Annotated in this window: 17 protein-coding genes and 1 pseudogene; 12 read left to right on the top strand and 6 right to left on the bottom strand. The window is 36.3% G+C overall.

What is annotated here, in order from left to right:
• Positions 1-178: 178 nt before the first annotated feature.
• Complete coding sequence (locus F6K27_RS08525) at positions 179-400, bottom strand: hypothetical protein (protein WP_287275285.1); 222 nt, start codon at positions 398-400, stop codon at positions 179-181.
• Positions 401-658: 258 nt separating this feature from the next.
• Between F6K27_RS08525 and dnaJ the strand changes: the two genes are divergently transcribed.
• The 4 genes and pseudogenes from dnaJ to F6K27_RS08505 form a co-directional block, all read left to right on the top strand.
• Positions 659-1,786: a molecular chaperone DnaJ gene (dnaJ, locus tag F6K27_RS08520; RefSeq protein ID WP_287275283.1), complete on the top strand. Its 1,128-nt coding sequence runs from the start codon at positions 659-661 to the stop codon at positions 1,784-1,786.
• Positions 1,787-2,169: 383 nt separating this feature from the next.
• A complete protein-coding gene (locus tag F6K27_RS08515) occupies positions 2,170-2,439 on the top strand; it encodes a sulfurtransferase TusA family protein (RefSeq protein WP_287275281.1) in 270 nt (89 codons plus the stop codon).
• Positions 2,436-3,557 carry a small ribosomal subunit biogenesis GTPase RsgA gene (rsgA, locus tag F6K27_RS08510; protein WP_287275279.1) on the top strand — a complete coding sequence of 374 codons (1,122 nt, stop codon included), beginning with the start codon at positions 2,436-2,438 and terminating at the stop codon, positions 3,555-3,557. Before F6K27_RS08515 ends, rsgA begins: the two co-directional genes overlap by 4 nt.
• Positions 3,558-3,806: 249 nt before the next feature.
• Positions 3,807-3,985 (top strand): annotated as a pseudogene (locus F6K27_RS08505) (IS1 family transposase); the annotation flags it as partial.
• A gap of 558 nt (positions 3,986-4,543) precedes the next feature.
• On the opposite strand, the gene F6K27_RS08500 reads toward F6K27_RS08505, so the two are convergent.
• Positions 4,544-7,537, bottom strand: coding sequence for a PAS domain S-box protein (locus F6K27_RS08500; RefSeq protein WP_287275277.1), 2,994 nt, complete (start codon positions 7,535-7,537; stop codon positions 4,544-4,546).
• A gap of 348 nt (positions 7,538-7,885) precedes the next feature.
• Here F6K27_RS08500 and trpD point away from each other — a divergent pair, with 348 nt between their 5' ends.
• Positions 7,886-8,953, top strand: a complete 1,068-nt coding sequence (gene trpD, locus F6K27_RS08495) for an anthranilate phosphoribosyltransferase (RefSeq protein ID WP_287275310.1) — start codon at positions 7,886-7,888, stop codon at positions 8,951-8,953.
• A gap of 262 nt (positions 8,954-9,215) precedes the next feature.
• On the opposite strand, the gene F6K27_RS08490 is transcribed toward trpD, so the two are convergent.
• Entirely contained in the window at positions 9,216-9,848 is a 633-nt protein-coding gene (locus F6K27_RS08490; protein WP_287275275.1) for a TIGR02281 family clan AA aspartic protease, read from the bottom strand.
• A 292-nt stretch (positions 9,849-10,140) separates the two neighbouring features.
• Here F6K27_RS08490 and carA point away from each other — a divergent pair, with 292 nt between their 5' ends.
• From carA to F6K27_RS08465, 5 genes are all read left to right on the top strand, one after another.
• Positions 10,141-11,301, top strand: coding sequence for a glutamine-hydrolyzing carbamoyl-phosphate synthase small subunit (carA, locus tag F6K27_RS08485; RefSeq protein ID WP_287275273.1), 1,161 nt, complete (start codon positions 10,141-10,143; stop codon positions 11,299-11,301).
• A 159-nt stretch (positions 11,302-11,460) separates the two neighbouring features.
• Positions 11,461-11,838 carry an STAS domain-containing protein gene (locus F6K27_RS08480; protein WP_124142647.1) on the top strand — a complete coding sequence of 126 codons (378 nt, stop codon included), beginning with the start codon at positions 11,461-11,463 and terminating at the stop codon, positions 11,836-11,838.
• A 259-nt stretch (positions 11,839-12,097) separates the two neighbouring features.
• A complete protein-coding gene (locus tag F6K27_RS08475; RefSeq protein ID WP_192901016.1) occupies positions 12,098-12,490 on the top strand; it encodes a Mini-ribonuclease 3 in 393 nt (130 codons plus the stop codon).
• A 788-nt stretch (positions 12,491-13,278) separates the two neighbouring features.
• Entirely contained in the window at positions 13,279-14,142 is an 864-nt protein-coding gene (rlmB, locus tag F6K27_RS08470; protein WP_287275271.1) for a 23S rRNA (guanosine(2251)-2'-O)-methyltransferase RlmB, read from the top strand.
• Between the two features lie 300 nt (positions 14,143-14,442).
• Complete coding sequence (locus F6K27_RS08465; protein WP_287275269.1) at positions 14,443-14,727, top strand: DUF1816 domain-containing protein; 285 nt, start codon at positions 14,443-14,445, stop codon at positions 14,725-14,727.
• Positions 14,728-15,191: 464 nt separating this feature from the next.
• On the opposite strand, the gene F6K27_RS08460 is transcribed toward F6K27_RS08465, so the two are convergent.
• The gene (locus tag F6K27_RS08460; RefSeq protein WP_287275267.1) at positions 15,192-16,010 is read right to left on the bottom strand and encodes an alpha/beta fold hydrolase; all 819 of its coding nucleotides are present in this window, start codon (positions 16,008-16,010) and stop codon (positions 15,192-15,194) included.
• A 454-nt stretch (positions 16,011-16,464) separates the two neighbouring features.
• Between F6K27_RS08460 and F6K27_RS08455 the strand changes: the two genes are divergently transcribed.
• Positions 16,465-17,037 carry a sugar O-acetyltransferase gene (locus F6K27_RS08455; protein WP_287275266.1) on the top strand — a complete coding sequence of 191 codons (573 nt, stop codon included), beginning with the start codon at positions 16,465-16,467 and terminating at the stop codon, positions 17,035-17,037.
• 645 nt (positions 17,038-17,682) lie between these two features.
• Here the strand turns inward: F6K27_RS08455 and F6K27_RS08450 are convergent.
• Together F6K27_RS08450 and F6K27_RS08445 are read right to left on the bottom strand one after the other, a co-directional pair.
• Positions 17,683-17,850: a hypothetical protein gene (locus F6K27_RS08450; protein ID WP_161564282.1), complete on the bottom strand. Its 168-nt coding sequence runs from the start codon at positions 17,848-17,850 to the stop codon at positions 17,683-17,685.
• A gap of 3 nt (positions 17,851-17,853) precedes the next feature.
• Positions 17,854-17,955 (bottom strand): HEAT repeat domain-containing protein, encoded by a 102-nt coding sequence (locus tag F6K27_RS08445; protein WP_287284230.1) that lies wholly within the window; start codon positions 17,953-17,955, stop codon positions 17,854-17,856.
• Here F6K27_RS08445 and F6K27_RS08440 point away from each other — a divergent pair, their 5' ends adjacent.
• A complete protein-coding gene (locus F6K27_RS08440) occupies positions 17,956-18,435 on the top strand; it encodes a hypothetical protein (protein ID WP_124142640.1) in 480 nt (159 codons plus the stop codon).
• Positions 18,436-18,472 lie beyond the last annotated feature (37 nt).

The raw sequence follows: 18,472 nt of genomic DNA, 5'->3' as shown, positions 1-18,472 counted from the left end.
AACTTAGTTGGAGTTTGATGAGAATGCGGATGAAATTTTTGATATAATAATATAAGATAATAATGTAGTACTTGCAGCTAACTCTAGCTGTAAGGTTGTATTGACTAGATTTTAGAATCCCTGGCAATTTCAGGTAAATAGTCTAATAATATTAAGATGAACACATACAAGTATCGCGTCATCTTTCTCCCAACTCTTGAGTCATCCCATAAAGTTGCCAAGTCAAGAGATAAAAAACGCAAACCTTTCCTCCTGCGTAAGTCCGCCAAATGCTAAATTGGGCATATTGTTGTTTAAAACAAACTCTTAAGTTCCAGGCTTGAAAACGAGGGGCAACCGTATATAGATGTAACTGAGGAATATACTTCCAAAACTTGTACGATCGGGCGGTAGTCTTCATCAAAATTTAGGAGGCTCAAAGCATTTTAAATGTTAGCATTGCGACCACTCAATACCGAAAGATGGGAATGGCGCTTTGGGAATTGTTCTCAAAGCATTGCGAGATACTTCCTACGCTGATGGTTCTGCCGTCACGTTGCTATGAACGGTTTTCCCGACTTTTGGTGGGAATTGCCGAGCTTGATGTATCTGTTGGGTAATTAAAAGATAAAATTTAAAAAATACACATATTAACACTAAATTCTAGGCAATCAGCTCTATGGCCAGCGATTATTATGAAATTCTAGGTGTTTCTCGTACAGCAGATAAAGAGGAACTAAAGCGTGCTTACCGTCGCTTGGCTCGTAAGTACCACCCAGACGTGAACAAAGAGCCAGGAGCAGAAGAACGCTTTAAAGAAATAAATCGTGCTTACGAAGTTCTCTCAGACCCAGAAATAAAAGCTCGTTACGACCGCTTTGGGGAAGCAGGAGTATCAGGAGCAGGAGCGCAAGGTTTCTCCACAGATTTTTCAGACAGTTTCGCTGATATATTTGAAAGCTTTTTCAGTGGATTTTCTGGAGGAATGGGGACACAAGGGCGTAGGCGTACAGGTCCAGTTAGAGGTGATGACCTACGCATAGACCTGAATCTGGATTTTCACGAAGCTGTATTTGGTGGAGATAAAGAACTAACAATCAAACATTTAGAGGTTTGTGAAACTTGCAACGGTTCGGGTGCCAAACCAGGCACAAAACCCAAAACTTGTTCTACTTGTGGAGGAACTGGTCAAGTACGCCGGGCAACAAGGACTCCTTTCGGAAGTTTTACTCAAGTTTCAGTTTGTCCTTCGTGTAATGGTACTGGGCAAACAATAGAAGAAAAGTGCCAAACCTGTAGTGGGCGTGGGCAAAATGAGGTTACAAAAAAAATAAAAATTACTATCCCAGGAGGGGTAGACAATGGTACTCAGTTACGAGTATCTAAAGAAGGAGATGCAGGTAAGATGGGTGGACCACCTGGAGACTTGTATGTCTTCTTGGGGGTCAAAAAGGACTCAGAGTTTAGAAGAGATGGAATTAATATTCTATCTGAAATAAAAATTAGTTATTTACAAGCAATTTTGGGCTGTAGTTTGGAGATAAATACAGTTGATGGCAAAGCAGAATTAATAATTCCAGCAGGTACTCAACCAAATACTGTTCTAACTTTAGAAGATAAAGGAGTACCGAAATTGGGTAATCCGGTAAGCCGTGGTGACCATCTCATTACAATAGTAATAGATATTCCCACAAAAATTACTCCTGAAGAACGTGAGTTGCTGGAAAAACTAGCAAGTATTAAGGGCGATCGTATTGGAAAAGGTGGCATAGAAGGATTTTTAGGAAACTTATTTCACCAAAAATGATCAAGAAAGGGAATAAACAAAGGCAGAAGGCAGATAGCAGAGGGCAGAAGGAACAATTGGTTAGGGTTTTATACCTCAACCAATTGTAGACACCGTGTAGACCTTGGGGTTTTATACCCTTGTTCCCTTAGGTCACGGGCAGAGAGAGGACAGGATTCAACAATTAATAATTAATTATTAATTATTAACAATTACCTCTCCTTGAAAAGAAGAGGATTGGCTCAAAGGAAAATTTTTTCTCGTTTCTCCTTTAAAGGAGAGGCTTTAATCCTTAATTATTCGGTCAGAATTCCCTTATGCCTCTTGCCCTCTGTCTTTCCTGATAATAATTGATTGGAACTATACTATTAAAAACTAAGATATTGGAGAGACAATATTAAATTATGGATTATCAACCTCAAATTCAGCAGCAAAAAATACCAGATGCCCAAATAGATTTGCGAGGTACTCCCTGTCCAATTAATTTTGTCAAGACAAAACTACACCTAGAAAAAATGATGCCTGGAGAAATTTTGGAAGTTTGGCTAGACCAAGGAGAACCAATAGAGCAAGTACCTGATAGTTTGATGATAGAAGGTTATCAAATAGAAGAAATAAGCGATCGCTCTGAATATTTTATCCTGAAGGTACGTCGTCCGGAAACGGTTGCATGAGTTGTTCAGAAGAGGGTGATATCTTAGAAGCAAATAAGGATTTGGTAGGGACAGTTGTAGCAGTCCAAGCAAATTTTTACCAAGTTAAGCTCGATACAAAAAATGATTTGGTAAAAAAAACAACAGAAAATTTTACCCAACTCCTGTGTACCCGCAGATCGCGATTGAAGAAAATAGGCCAGAAAGTAATGGTCGGCGATCGCGTGGTGATAGAAGATCCTGACTGGGCAGGTGGACGAGGAGCTGTTGCTGAGGTTTTGCCAAGAACAACAGAACTAGACCGTCCTCCTGTAGCTAATGCAAACCAGGTAATGTTAGTGTTTGCTATGGCAGAACCAGATTTAGACCCTGTTGCTTTAACGAGATTTTTAGTAAAGGCAGAGTCAACAGGTTTAGAGGTATGTTTATGTTTGAATAAGTGCGATCTTGTCACACCAGAGCAAATAAAGAAATGGCGCAATAAAATTTCTCAGTGGGGTTACAATCCATTCTTTATTAGTGTGGAAACAGATGTAGGTTTGGGGTTAGCAAAAGATAGTTCGCCTTCTCTGTGGGAAAAACTGAAAAATAAAATTACTGTAATTTCTGGTCCTTCTGGAGTTGGGAAGTCAAGTTTAATTAACTATTTGATTCCTCATATTAATTTAAGAGTAGCTGCAGTATCAGGAAAGTTGTCACGGGGACGACATACTACTCGTCACGTTGAATTATTTGAGCTACCGACTGGGGGTTTATTGGCAGATACGCCTGGTTTTAATCAACCACAGTTAGAGTGCGAACCTTTGGAGTTGGGGTATTTGTTTCCAGAAGTGCGACAGTATTTAGAAGAAGGAAGTTGTCAATTTAGTGACTGTTTGCATCGGGATGAACCTAACTGTGTAGTCAGGGGTCATTGGGATAGGTATGAATATTATTTGATGTTTTTAGAAGAGGCGATCGCGCATCAAGAAGCTTTGCAACAAAAACCTGATGTTGAGTCAAACTGGAAGGCAAAAATAAAGTCAGGTGGCGAACAAAAGTTGGAACCGAAGTTAGTTAGTAAAAAGTATCGCCGTTCTTCGAGAAGATTACAGCATCAGCAGTTACAAGATTTGTGCGAAGAATTCGATGAATTTTAGTAGCTTTGTAGGTTGGGTTGAACTTGGGAAACGCAACATCAATCTTAGGAATTCAATCTCACATCAATATGAGGAATGTTAGCGCAGTTTATGTGTAGAATAAACCCAGCATCAATCTCAGGAATAAAATCCCACATCAATATATTTTTGTTGGGTTGCGCGATCGCTTAACCCAACCTACAGTATTATAATTAATGGCGTTGGTAAATTAGGGTATAATGTTTCCCAAAACCTTATAGGTGAACTTGAATGCAATGTCCTGAATGCCAATCAACTCACGTTAACAAAAATGGAAAAAACAAAGGAAAACAGAATTACATCTGTGTTGATTGTCTCTCGACAGTTTTTAGACTGTTATCAAACACAAAGAAGCTCCAAAAGATGAGCTAAAACATGAATATCTAACTATGTACGTTAATGGTATGGGTTTGTAGGTTATATCATGTCCGGATAATTAGTTATAAAAAAAAGTTTCTCTTTACTTCTTCTTTCTTCCCTCCTGAATCCTGAATCCTGACTCCTGACTCCTTCGTCGTTTATTTATAACTGTTCAACCGGACATGATATTACTCTAAGTCTGAAATTATGCTGGGAGATGAGAGTGAAATTATTAATTCACGCTTCTTAAATTCAGAGATATTCCTGTACCATTCACTCAAAAACTTCTAACTGTTTAGCGCACGCATTCTTTCCTCATCATACCTTCATTTACCAACGCCGTATTTCGGCGTTGGTAAATTACAGGATGAAATTTGTAGGGGCAATCCCCCAATGATTAACTGAGGTGGGTTACAGAGCGCTACCCCAAAATATAAATCATCCCATCAATTACCAACGCTGAATAATATACAATCACTGGCTAATAATCGCTCAAAACATTATTGAATCCTAATAATTACTTAATCATTGAAATCTTGCATAACTATAGAATTTTTTTTCAAAATTGTATAATATCATCAAAAATTACTTCACTTTTGACCAAAACATTATACTGGCTGTGTAATCGGAATTTCCATGACAAACTCTGCTCCCTCATCAGGGGTAGAAATACAACTCAACTTTCCCTTGTGTTTTTCCACAATAATTTGATAACTAATAGACAAACCTAAACCAGTACCTTTCCCTGCCGGTTTAGTAGTAAAAAATCGCTCAAATAAATGCTTCTTAACTTCCTCATCCATACCTAAACCATTATCTATAATCTTCACTATAACTTTGTCTGATATAGCTTCTGTTTTAATTTTAATAGTAGGAGTTTTATCTTGGCAATTATCATTTTCAAAAGCCTCTTCTAAAGCATCAATAGCATTACCAATTAAATTCATAAATACCTGATTTATCATACCAACATAACATTCTACTAAAGGCAATTCTCCATACTCCTTATGAACTTTAATTTCAGGTTTTTTTCCACGCCCTTTAAAACGATTTTGGAGAATTACTAAAGTACCATTAATACCATCATGAAAACTCATCAGAGTTTTTTTCACGTCATCTTTACGAGAGAAATTACGCAGAGAACTCACAATATCACTAATTCTTTCTGTCCCTATTTGCATTGCTGATATTACCTTGGGCAAATCATGCCTCATAAAATCTAGATCTATCTCCTCAAATTCTTGTTTAATGTAATCTGGTGGATCGGAACAATATTCTTCATAAAGATTTAGTAAATTCATCATGTCTTGAACATAATGATTCAAATGGACTATATTTCCATAAACAGAAGTTATAGGATTCTTAATTTCGTGAGCAATTCCTGCTATTAATTCACCCAAGCTAGACATCTTTTCACTATTAGTTAAAGTCGTCTCCGCTTCATTCAGTTCTTGCAAAGTATTTTCTAATTTTCGCTTTTGTTGTCTTAACTCATTTCGAGATTGCTTTAGTGCTGATTCTGCATTTTTACTCTCAGTAATATCTGTAATAAAACCTTCTAAAGCTATTAATTTTCCTGACTCCGAAAATACTCCTATTCCCTGTTCCCAAACCCATTTAATTTTTCCAGTTTTAGTAGTAATTCGATAAACTACTTGATAATGCTTATTTTCCTGTACAGCAAACCGTATAGCATTCCATAAACGTTGTCGATCTTCTTGATGAATTAATTGTGATAAAAATATTTTCTGTGAACCAAAAAAATCTTTGACTCGGTAACCAGTTAATGAATAGCAACCTTCACTTACAAATTCCACACTTCGATGTAGATCGTTGCAAAAACGATAGGCCATGCCTGGCAAATTACTCACTAAAGTAGCTAATTTTCTTTGACTTTCATATAAAGCTTTTTCTGCATGTTTGCGTTCAGTAATATCTGTAATAACTGTTAACAAACAAAGTTCATTACCAATATCAATAATCTCTGCAGACAACAACCATACTCTAATTGCACCAGATTTAACTCTGAACTCGTATTCCTGATTTTTCACAACTCCTTGCTGTTGTAAGTTCTGTATAAATTCAGTTCTTGCTTCTGGATATACCCATATTTTCAACTCTTGTGCAGTCAAACCGATTATTTCTTCACGGCAATAACCCATTATCTTCAAAAAACCATCATTTACTTCGATAAACCGCCCATTCTCAAAAGTAGTAATACTGATCGGGTTGGGACTACAACGAAATGCTTTTGAGAACTTTTCCTCCGATAATCGTAACTTTGCTTCTACTTGTTGACGTTCAGATATCTCTTTCTGTAATCGCTCAACTACTTCCTGTAGTTCAATTGTTCGTTTTTCTACCCGCTTTTCTAACTCCTCATTTGCCTGCTTTAGTGTTTTTTCTTTTAACACCCGATTGCTAATATCTAAAACTACTGCTTGCCAACCATCTCTACCATCAAACTTCATAGAAGTTAAGAAAACTTCTGCCGGAAATTCAGAACCATCTAAACGTTTATATCGCCAATTAAAACGACTTATACCTCTGTGTAATGCTATTTCTAAATAACGTTGAAATTTCGTACTTGAATTTTCTTTTCCAGGCTGTTTTAGAGGGCTGAATTGCCAAGGGAGTTTTCCACACAAATCTGATTTATTACTACAGCAAAATAATTTTAAGGCAGCAGAGTTACAATCAATAAAGCCTAGTTCATTTATGAATAAAACCGCATCTTGAGTAGATTCATATAAATCGCGAAACTTTTTTTCTGAAGCTTGTATAGTAGCAATTAATCCTGTTTGGATAGCTCTAGCTTGTTTACTCTCAGTAATATCTCTTGTCACTTGAGAAAAACCCCGTAATTGTTCGTTATTATCATACAAAGCTGTGGTAATTACACTAGTCCATAATTGCGTTTTATCTTGCCTCAAACAGATATTTTCTCTCACAAATTTACCTTGTTCTTGAGCAATTTTTAATTCTTTCTCTGGTAGGTTATTTTTAATATCTTTTTGAGTATAAAAAGTCGATAAATGTCTACCAATAACTTGCTCGGATTGATATTTATAAATACGCTCTGCTCCAGAATTCCAGCTAACTATATATCCGTCAGCATCCAACATAAATAAGGCATAATCTTGAACACTTTCTATTAATAATCTTTGTCTTTCTTCGTTTTCTTGCAAAGCAACTTCTGTCTGTTTACGTCTGGTAATATCTTCAACAAATCCTTCATAATATAAAAAATTTTTCTGGCGATCACGAACTACCCAGGCATTTTCAGCAATCCAAATTATTGTACCATCTCTGCGATAAATCTGGGATTCAAATTCGGAAACTTCTCCTTTTTCTCGTAAAATATCAACAAATTCGTCACGTCGCTGAGAATCTACATAAAGTTGATTTTTAATATCTGCCAATGCAGCAATCATTTCTGTAGAAGAGTCATAACCATAGATGCGAGCTAGTGTAGCATTAGCACTAATGTAGGTTCCTTCAAGTGTTGTTTGGTAAATTCCTACAACTTTATTCTCAAATATACTGTGATATTTATCTTCCATTTGCTGTAATGTCTCTTGGCTTTTCTGAAGATTAATCATTCAAATTTCCCGTTCCAGATTGATAATTGTATGTAACTATTTTTACCTACTGAAGAAGTTTATTATTGAATTAATGTACCCTTTTAGTTATTATATATCTTGACATATTTATAACTTTTTGGCTTAAATATGCGACCATTATCTTAAAAATAAAATTACTGTAGAGAAAGTTGAAAATAAATGTCTTTGACTTTTGACTTTTTTTTGTAGACTTATGCTTGATTGTGGAAAATATTCTTTTCAAAGATACATATACAAGATAAACATAAGATAATTAGATAGTGGAAAAATGTATATTTACTTTTAGATATGACTGGTTCTATTGCTCAAAACCAACAAGGTATATCAATGATTAACTCTTCTACTAATGAATGGCCGAGTTTATTACAGCAGTTACTTGATGGCCAATCTTTATCTTCATCTCAAGCATCGAATTTAATGCAAGGATGGCTGCAAGAAGAAATTCCACCTGTTCTATCAGGAGCAATTTTAGCTGCCCTGCAAGCTAAAGGTGTATCTGCAGAAGAATTAGCAGGTATGGCAAAAGTATTACAGTCTTTATCCTTAACAAAAGAAGATGGCGATCGCTCTACTCCCATCACCAACTCCAAATATCCAGTCATTGATACTTGCGGTACTGGTGGAGATGGAGCTTCAACATTCAATATTTCTACTGCTGTTGCTTTTGTGGTAGCTGCGGCCGGAGTGCCAGTAGCTAAACATGGAAACCGTTCTGCTTCTGGTAAAGTTGGTTCTGCTGATGTATTGGAAGCATTGGGAATACGTTTGAGCGCCCCCACGGAAAAAGTAATATCTGCAGTATCTGAGGTAGGAGTAACTTTTCTGTTTGCACCAGGTTGGCATCCAGCAATGAAATCTGTAGTTCCTCTACGTCGCACTTTAAAAGTACGAACTGTGTTTAATCTTTTGGGTCCTTTAGTTAACCCTTTACGTCCTCAAGGTCAAGTTATAGGAGTGTTTAATTCTCATTTAGTAGAAACCATAGCTCAAGCTTTAGGAATATTGGAGTTAAGATCGGCGATCGTTCTCCACGGCAGAGAAAAACTAGATGAAGCTGGTTTAGGTGATATTACTGATCTGGCTATTTTATCCAATGGTGAGGTACGAATGACAACTGTCAACCCCCAAGATTTAGGATTAAATTTGGCTCCTATAACTGCTTTACAGGGCGGGGAGGTAGAAAAAAATGCTGAAATCTTACAGAATGTTCTCCAAGGTAAGGGAACTTCTGCACAGACAGATGTAGTTGCTCTCAATAGTTCTCTTGCCCTACAAGTAGCAGGTGTTGTACCACTAGAAGCTCATGCAGAAGGTATTGCTAAAGCTAAAGATATTCTCCAAAGTGGAGCCGCTTGGTTGAAGTTAGAGCAGTTGGTTAAGTTCTTAAATCATTAGATGTCTCAATAGAAGAGGGAATAGGGAGTAGGGAGTAGGGAGTAGGGGGAAATAATTGATAATTTATGTATGATAGTCCCGTGAAATTAAGCGATCAAAACAACTTTCTCCTTCTTATACCTTAAAACTCCCTCTTCTTCCCTCCTGATATAGAATCCAGTTATATAGTATATGTTGATAATTCTATAATTACTTTAACATTCAATCTCCCCTACTCCCCTACTCCCCCACTCCCCACACTCTAATACTACCAGACATGAAATTAGCTATTAGAACGTGCCCGCAACTCTACTACATCTTCCTTAATTGTCATATCATAAATACCAAAAAAGTTTTGTCCTAACAAACCCCTTTCCTTCTCTTCAGGAGCAACAGCAACTCTAAACTGGTTAATTGTTAAACCTCCAGCAGAAACAGAACCAACAATACCAACTTCTAGTTCTACACTTTTACCATCAGCTAAAGTAAAAGTTCCTTGTCCAAAAGGCACAATTTTCAAAGCTGTTGCCATTTCTTGAGTAATTAAAGTAGAAGTAGCACCAGTATCTAGAAGCATTTCATAAGTTTGATTACCATTAAAAGTCACATCAATTACAGGAGTACCACCCCGACGACTTTTAATCGGAATTTCGTATATTCCTTCTGCGGTACTCGAAGTTGATACCTCCTCTGGTAAGTCTTCTGGAAACAGACGACAAATTGAGATTGTTAAGTCCTTCCTATTTCCAACTTCATCAAGCATAAAACATCCTGGATATTCTTGAGCGATCGCTGCAGTACAAATTAATGTAGTCACTAATATTGATGGTATTTGCCAAAAGATCGTTTTCACCTGTTGTTTGTGCTTAATTAGATTTCTATCAGTAGAATTGTAGAGTGAAGAATTTTCCATCATAATTAATTACTTTTTAAGAATTTCAATTATTTGTTTATTGTTAAGTTTTAAACTTTAAGCTAATTTTATCTTATTTAATTGATGAATGTAATCTGTACTTGTGACTACTACATTTTTCGTAAACCTAATATATTCTCAATGACCTAAGTAAATATTCTGACCTAATATTTAAAGAAGCAGTCAGTAGAATCATTAGGATAATTTTTTTAACGTTTAGAATGGGATTTTAACCCAAGCTGTTAAAAGCTGATAGCTAGTTAAATTAAATACTAATTAATTGAGAGGAATTAAAATGTCAATCTCACCTCAACCTGCTCTTCTGGTACTAGCAGATGGAACTTCTTACCGTGGCTTATCTTTTGGCGCTCCAGGAACTACCATTGGAGAAGTGGTATTTAACACAGGAATGACTGGTTATCAGGAAGTTCTCACAGACCCAAGTTATCGTGGGCAAATTGTTACTTTTACCTACCCAGAATTGGGAAATACAGGAGTTAATCCTGAAGATGAAGAGTCCAATCAACCACAAATCAAAGGTGCGATCGCTCGTAATATTTGTCCACGTCCTAGTAACTGGCGCTCAACTCAATCTTTGTCAGAGTATCTTATAGAACATAAAATTCCTGGAATTTATGGTATAGATACTCGTGCTTTAACTCGAAAAATTCGGACTTTAGGAGCAATGAATGGGGCAATTTCTACAGAAATTCTAGACCCAACTGAATTGCTACAAAAAGTTCAGTCTGCCCCTAGTATGGCAGGATTGAATTTAGTTCAGGGAGTAACAACTAAAGAAGTTTATCAATGGTCTGAACCCACTAATGCAGCTTGGGAGTTTAATCCTTCTGTTTCTGGTTACAGTGGAGAAAAGTATACAGTAGTGGCCATTGACTTTGGAGTGAAAAAAAATATCCTACGACGTTTAGCTAGCTATGGTTGTCGAGTTGTAGTTGTTCCTGCTAATACGCCACCAGAAGAAATTCTCAAGCACAACCCAGATGGTATTTTCCTGTCCAACGGCCCAGGAGACCCCGCTGCTGTTAACGAAGGTATTGAGACTACTAAAGAGTTACTTAAATCATCTAAACCTGTTTTTGGTATTTGTATGGGACACCAAGTCCTCGGTCTTGCTTTAGGAGCCGACACTTTTAAATTAAAGTTTGGCCACCGTGGTCTCAATCAGCCAGCAGGTTTACAGCAAAAAGTGGAGATTACAAGTCAAAATCATGGATTTGCGATTCATCCAGATTCTTTAGCTACTGAGGTAGAAATTACACATCTTAACTTGAATGACCAAACTGTTGCCGGTTTACGACATAAATCTTTACCTTTGTTCTCAGTACAATACCACCCTGAAGCCAGCCCCGGTCCCCACGATGCTGATTACTTGTTTGAACGTTTTGTCCAGCTAATGCAAGATGAGCGGAAAGCTAAAGCCTCGAAATCAAAGTAGGATTTTGCCTGCAAATTTTGTGTATTCCTTACTTAAATTGTACAATTTTTTTTTGCATCATTTGTCTTTCAAAATAAGTGATCTTTAGGAGTAGACAAATTTTACATAAAAAAGTATAATTGACATTCGACTTATGCAAAATCAAGCTAGGAGGGTGTTATTCCTGAGCCTAAGCCATTAGCCCTGACTGTTAGCCTGAGATGCACTCATGAAGAGAGGAATAACTACCAGCTATTCCGCCTAACAGGGTTACTAGATGCCTTTTCAGAAGGTACTTTTAACAAAACGCTGAAGACAAAAATTGATCAAGGGCCAAAAAACATTATTTTGGATTTGTCCAAAATAGACTTTGTTGATAGCTCTGGGTTAGGAGCACTCGTACAACTGGTAAAGCATACCAAACAATATGAAGAAGGTACGTTGCAAATAGTTTCCAATGCCCGTGTAAATCAAACTGTTAAATTGGTTCGTTTAGAGAAATTTTTGTCTTTACGCTCTTCATTAGATGAAGCTATAGAGAATGTCAAGATCTCTTGACAAGGCCAGGCAATGACCGACTGTTTAATATAGCTATAGATGCTATCTCCCGTCAAAAATCAAAGGGCGAGACGGGAGTTGGTCAAGCCTGATTGAGATGGAAAAAACTAGAAAGATGGTGAAAACAAAATTTGGCCTGTATTGTTAAATAGAAATTAAAACTTAAGTTAAGCAAAAATTTTTCTACGGGGATATTAGAAGAAGGACAATTAATATTTTATCAAGTATAAAAGCTGGTCTAACAAGGAGAACGATCGGTTTGCAACAATTAAACCTTGTGGCACTAACACCAACAGAAATTCAAAAAACTACACCCTCAGCTTGGGCATATCTGGGGGATGCTATTTATGAATTGTATGTTCGGAGCTACTACTTAATACCAGCTAAAAGATCGCGGTCTTATCATCAACTGGTGGTAGCGCAAGTTAGAGCAGAAAGTCAAGCTCATCATTTACATAATTTAAAACCTCATCTTACTAGTTTAGAGTTAGATATTCTCAAGCGAGGACGCAACGCTGCTTTTGGGAAACCAAAAAGATTAGACCCAGAAGTTTATCAACAGGCTACCAGTTTAGAAGCTTTAATTGGTTACTTATATTTAACAGATCCTCAACGATTAAATCAATTACTAGGCTATATAAAATTAGATTAAAGAATAGAAAGAATTAAAAAGGTTAATTTAAAAGGGGTAAAAACAGAAACCCAAATCCTACCTAAATATACTCTTTCCCTACTCTTTTTCAAATTTTGGTAGTCCTGCAACGGTAATGGTATTGATTGAACTTAGGACAAATTACCTAATGATGTCAGCTGTTATTACCTCAGCTCTAATTAAAAGAAAGCGTTCGAGGGATGGCGTTTTGCTCCGCAACATGTAAAGCGGAGCGACTCTCTCTGTCAAGAGCGGGTCTCCTCGACATATCCAATCGACCAAGAGAGAGGATGTATTTTGGTTTCTTTCTCACTTCCCGTCTTCTCATCTCTCCCACTCCCCTACTCCCTGCTCTTGCGTAAAATTTGGTATTAAGATATATTTTCTGTTCCCTATCCGGTTAATGTACAACAAATAGTGATTTTCGCTCGAAAACTTAAGTAATTTGTAAATACCATTACTTTTAAAATTAGCCTTTAGAGTAGTTTTTATATTATGTTCGGTAGAACACTTATAATTAGGCTCGTAGTTTTGCTTGAGCAATAATATAAGTATTGCAAGGGCTAGAACAAAACTACAAACAAAAACTTTACTATAAGTAATTATCAGAAATTATAAGTAATTATCCGCAATTCGTAGCTCCCCCGGAGGGGGCACATAATATTACTCCCTACTCCCTGGTATCTACTCACAAATGTTAAATTAATTTTGCATAGGTATTTATATTACCTGGGGCCTTATGGCCTATGCCCCCTGTATTAAGAATAAAATTAGATTTGATATGAGCTATGCCTATAAAACCTTCAAAATTTAACTATCAAGACAAACCCCAAAAACAGAAATCAATTAAACTCAAAAGTAGGCAGTCAAGCAATGATAATTTAGAGGCCACAAGGGAAGATGACGATCTAATCTATGGACGACATACTGTACAAGCAGCCCTCAAAAGTGAGCGTTCCTTAAACCGCATCTGGGTTATTTCGCCACTAAGATACGATCCCAGGTTTCATACATTGCTCAATGAGGCTAAAACCAGAGGTACGATCATAGATGAAGTAGATGATAGACGCCTAGATCAAATTACCCATAGAAAAAATCATCAGGGTATTGCTGCTCAAATATCCCCTTACGAGTACAAAGAGCTTGACGAACTAATTTCTCAAGCTAAATCTAAAACCGAGCAACCTATATTGTTAGTAGCTGATGGTCTCAACGATCCCCATAATTTAGGAGCTATTATTCGGACGGCAGAAGCTCTGGGAATACAAGGTTTAGTTATTCCACAAAGACGAGCAGTAGGAATAACCTCGACTGTAACAAAAGTTGCTGCAGGAGCTTTGGAAAATTTTCCGGTAGCCAGAGTTATTAATCTGAGTCGTGCTTTGGAAGAATTGAAAAAAGAGGGATTCTGGATATATGGTACTGTAGCTGACAATGGGGATCTTATTCATACTGTAAAGTTTACAGGAGCTATTGTTCTAGTTATTGGTAGTGAAGCAGAGGGTTTAAGCCTTCTGATCCAAAAAAATTGTGATGCCTTAGTATCTATACCAATGTCAGGAAATACACCTAGTCTCAATGTATCAGTAGCAACTGGTATAGCCCTTTATGAGATCTATAGACAACGCTGGTCAAAAAGTTTGCGTATGTAGTGAAAAATATAATTGAAAAAATAGAAGTTGCGTAGTATAACAAAAATAGAGAGCAGAAGTATAGCTTAACATGGGTTAAACAGTCTTCTATCAGCTACATGGCTCTGACCAGCGAAATAGATTTTGAAACTCCCGGTTGACTATAATGAACACTCTTTGTAATTTGTATAGTTTAGTTATCGATTCAAATTTTTCCTGATAGTTTGTTTAGAATTTTTGCTCATAAAGTTACAAACATTGGCAGATGTGAGAATCAGTAACTTCAAAAGCAACTACTAATACAAAAATTATTAACATAGTATGAAAGAAACATTGGCAAACTTATTAAACTTTTCTGGTCTGGCTTGGTGGGTTAAAATTTTTACTACTAACCCTTGTTGCACTTATTATTTTGGACCTTTTTTTACATTTGAAGAAGCAAAAGCTGCTGAAGCTGGCTATATAGAAGATTTAAAAGACGAAAGTGCTCAGGGTATTCAGGTGTTTATTGAGCAGTATAAACCTGTGGAATTAACTATTTATAATGAATTAGAAGATGATAGTGATGAAACAGTAATAAATCCTGCTTTTAGCCCCCAAACTTAATCCTTTTAAGGAAATTATAAAATTTGAAGATAAATGGTGTTGCTGAATAATAGTATAACTTTGAAGTCACTAGTCGATAAGAGTCATAGATACTAAATAAACTACTATTTGCTTGATAGTAGATAGAAAAATAGTAAAGCTTATTAATTACTCTTGATTTACTTTAATTTAAGTCTTGATATATGTTTTCAGCAATGCCAATAAATTATAATTAGGAAATTATCAATTTTTCTGAATTTTGACTTTTAATTGACTTTTACAAGAATTTCTAATACCAATTTCATAAAATATTGCTACAGTCTCGACACGGGTAACAGGCAACAGTAAACAGGGAAAAACTGGATAAAAAAGAGGAAAAAATACTTAATTTTGACATTTTATCGATATATACAATTTTTAATTGTAGCAATAAATTACAAATTAAGATGTAACTACCTTTTTTGAATTTGGTATAATATGTTTGATTATTTTTGCTGAGGCAGTATCCATTTTTTAATATCTGTTAGTACTTGCTGAGAAATTTCCCAAGGAAAAAGATGAGCTGTGTTAGGATAGCATTGCCAATGTGCATGATTGAGATGTAGAGCTGTTTCTTGACTGGACTCAGGAGTAATATGGCAATCGCTTGCCCCAGCTAATACTAAGCAAGGACATTGAATTTGTGGCAGAGCGCTCAATCTGTTATAGTCACTTCTTAAAGCTTGATTTAATGCTCTAGTGGCAAATTTAGAAGTTTGTAAATAGGCAGAAACGGCTTCTTTTGCTAAATATCTATAGGTGGCAGGAGTGTGTTGTTGAATGAGATATCTAAATAGCGATCGCTTGCCAAAAGTATCAATATTCCATTGCCATCCAGGCATCAACCAATTTATGATCCCCGCTAAACCAGTATAAAGATTATCCTGCCAAGTAATAGGTGGATGATTACCTCTAGGTCGTGCTGCGGTACCTATTAAAATCAGACCTGCAACTTTCTCTGGGTTTTTTAGAGCTAACTCCATTGCTATAATTCCACCTAACGACCATCCTAATATAAAATATTTGGGGATTTGAAGTTGGTCTAGCAGTATTTCTAAATCTACTAAATGTTGAGTAATCTCAAAGTCTTTTTTCGTATAACTTTTGCCATAACCTCTTAAGTCAGGAGCAATAGTTTGAAAGTTTTGGCAGAGGGAGTTGGTAAAGACAGACATACATTGGCCTGAACCTGGATGTCCGTGGAGGCAAAGAATGGGAAAACCTTCTCCTTTGAGTTGAAAATGTAGTGGTAATGATGAGACCATGATTTTTTTTTCTGTAAAATTTTCTTTATATACCTTACCTTGCTTTCAAGTCTAGTTAATATAATTACAGCAGATTGCAGGTAGATGAGGTACAAATATAAATGGTAAAGTCTTTGTAGTGCGGGCATCTTGCCCGCGACTGGTGTACCTCACTAATATGAAATATGCTGTAAATTACATCCTCAGGACTTACGCAGAGACTCTACATATAGCGAGGGTGAATATCATTCGCCCCTACAAATGGTGGTTTAAAAGTCAATTTGCGTAAGTCCTGATCCTAATAACGATAATTCAGATAAAAAATTTACTAAACCCTTTTTATTTTTATCTTTTGGGTTTAATACCCCGCCGCCACTCGCGGTGTTTACAATTAGTTTGGGTTGGAGTCCCCATCAACTTTTTCCATCTTCCATCTTCCTTCTTCCTTGTTCAATCCTAAGTATTAATTTCTGTTATGGAGTCAAACCAAAATCAAATTACAGAAAAGCAAAAGATGCTAAACGGGCAATATTATAATGCCTTTGATAAAGACTTACTAAAAGATAGACAAAGAGCTAAAAGTTTATGTCAAAAATTGAATAATATTCCAGATGGCAGTCAAGAAGAAAGGGTCAAAATTATCAGAGATTTATTCCAAACCGATCAAGATTGTTGGATAGAATCTCCTTTTAAATGTGACTACGGGTATAATATCCAAATTGGAGATAATTTTTATGCCAACTTTGGTTGTGTTATTCTTGACTGCAATATTGTGAAAATTGGTAGTAATGTAAAGTTAAGTCCTAATGTACAAATTTATACTGCTACTCATCCAATAAATGTGACAGAAAGAATTGCAGGTAAAGAAATGGCTTATCCTATTGAAATAGGGGATAATGTTTGGATCGGAGGGGGTTGTATCATTCTTCCTGGTTTAAAGGTTGGAAAAAATACAGTTATTGGGGCGGGAAGCGTGGTAACGAAAGATATTCCTGAAAATGTTGTTGCAGTGGGGAACCCCTGTCGCGTAATTAAAGAAATTGAATGAATAACAAAGAGTTTTGAAGTATACACAGTATTTATCGTGATTAACTCTATTTTGAAAACTGGCGTTGCATAAATACGGGATGATTTTAATAGTTTTGTGGAATGGGCATCTTGCCCGTTCCTGATATTTTCACCGCAGGCATGATACCCACCCCACTTATATTCATCCCGCCCCTCAGCAATGCCTGAAAAATTAATGAATTACTCCATCCATCATAATATAGAATCCATTTGGTATCTTTGCACGCAGTATGTGCTTTTAGCTGCTGGAGTCAGGAAGACCGAGTCATATCATGTCCGCTGGTATCATTTATGTAAACCCAAGCGTGAATATTTACAGAAAATTTCAGTTTTTTCAGACTTTTAAGTCTTCTGTTCTAGATAAATAAAGCCTTTTTCCATCTTTCTTCTTCCCTTTTCCTTCTTCCTTACCTTTACAATACGGATGCTACCGGAGTTGATCTCATAACTCCGGAGATTCAGAAATACTATAGGGGAAAAAGGTAGAAAAATGAATGGGTAATCTTGGTCGCGTAATGGTTAAAAGAACGATAGATGCCTGGCATGGGAGCAAGATGCTCCCACTGTTCTTGTAACAAAAATAATGACAATGTACAACCAATGAAAATGCACCACCACCGAAAAATTATCCCTTTTTCTCTAAGAGTTCTACTGCTTCCCTGGGAGTAGAATTTTCTGTAGTAGACACCAACAACTGTAGCAAAGCATTAATCGCCTTCTTATTGCCAGGGTCAATTTTCCCTAAGAGTTTTGCTGCTTCCCTACGAGCATGATGATTAGAAGTAGACTCCAACAATTACAGGAAAGCATTAATTACTTTCTCATTGCCCATGCTAATTTTCCCTAAACTTTCTGCTGCTTCCCTACGAATATTAGGATCGGAAGTAGACCCGAGCAATTGCACCAAAGCATTAGTTGCTTTACTCAAGTATTTAAAAGAATAGCTGCTGAACAAATACAAAATTTACAAACTAAATTTGTACAACAAATCAGTCAAATCATAGCTTCCCCTAAAAATAATGTGCCAAAAACCCTCAATAATTTAATTAAAAATGTACAGAAATTATCATTTGTCAATAGGATGACTTTATATCTGTCAGATAAAACAGATGATACAATTATTTGGAGGTATTCATCACAGACAATTTATCATGAAAAAGACAAAAGAAAATTAGAATGTTTATTTGTGGCCAAAGAATACGAAAAAGCGATTCCATCAGCTTTTCAAGGAAAGCCAGAACTGTTAAAAGTAATCAATGACCGCACAGAATTCCAATGGTACTATATTGTTAAAAATGAAAATAACCAACCTATAGCTGTTTTAAGAGTAAATGGCAATCCTTATGAAAACTTCAGAGAATATAAGTTAGGTATTTGAAAGATATAGTAGTTTATTCTTAAGTATCACCTCTATG

This window comes from Okeania sp. SIO2F5 (assembly GCF_010692685.1).
Classification (GTDB): Bacteria; Cyanobacteriota; Cyanobacteriia; order Cyanobacteriales; family Microcoleaceae; genus Okeania; species Okeania hirsuta.
This window is presented reverse-complemented; position numbering and strand designations above follow the sequence as displayed.

Bases quoted from the DNA above. Each gene is read 5' to 3' on its own strand.
- F6K27_RS08525 (WP_287275285.1), bottom strand. From the start codon at position 400: ATGAAGACTACCGCCCGATCGTACAAGTTTTGGAAGTATATTCCTCAG.
- dnaJ (WP_287275283.1), top strand. From the start codon at position 659: ATGGCCAGCGATTATTATGAAATTCTAGGTGTTTCTCGTACAGCAGAT.
- F6K27_RS08515 (WP_287275281.1), top strand. From the start codon at position 2,170: ATGGATTATCAACCTCAAATTCAGCAGCAAAAAATACCAGATGCCCAA.
- rsgA (WP_287275279.1), top strand. From the start codon at position 2,436: ATGAGTTGTTCAGAAGAGGGTGATATCTTAGAAGCAAATAAGGATTTG.
- F6K27_RS08500 (WP_287275277.1), bottom strand. From the start codon at position 7,537: ATGATTAATCTTCAGAAAAGCCAAGAGACATTACAGCAAATGGAAGAT.
- trpD (WP_287275310.1), top strand. From the start codon at position 7,886: ATGATTAACTCTTCTACTAATGAATGGCCGAGTTTATTACAGCAGTTA.
- F6K27_RS08490 (WP_287275275.1), bottom strand. From the start codon at position 9,848: ATGATGGAAAATTCTTCACTCTACAATTCTACTGATAGAAATCTAATT.
- carA (WP_287275273.1), top strand. From the start codon at position 10,141: ATGTCAATCTCACCTCAACCTGCTCTTCTGGTACTAGCAGATGGAACT.
- rlmB (WP_287275271.1), top strand. From the start codon at position 13,279: ATGCCTATAAAACCTTCAAAATTTAACTATCAAGACAAACCCCAAAAA.
- F6K27_RS08465 (WP_287275269.1), top strand. From the start codon at position 14,443: ATGAAAGAAACATTGGCAAACTTATTAAACTTTTCTGGTCTGGCTTGG.
- F6K27_RS08460 (WP_287275267.1), bottom strand. From the start codon at position 16,010: ATGGTCTCATCATTACCACTACATTTTCAACTCAAAGGAGAAGGTTTT.
- F6K27_RS08455 (WP_287275266.1), top strand. From the start codon at position 16,465: ATGGAGTCAAACCAAAATCAAATTACAGAAAAGCAAAAGATGCTAAAC.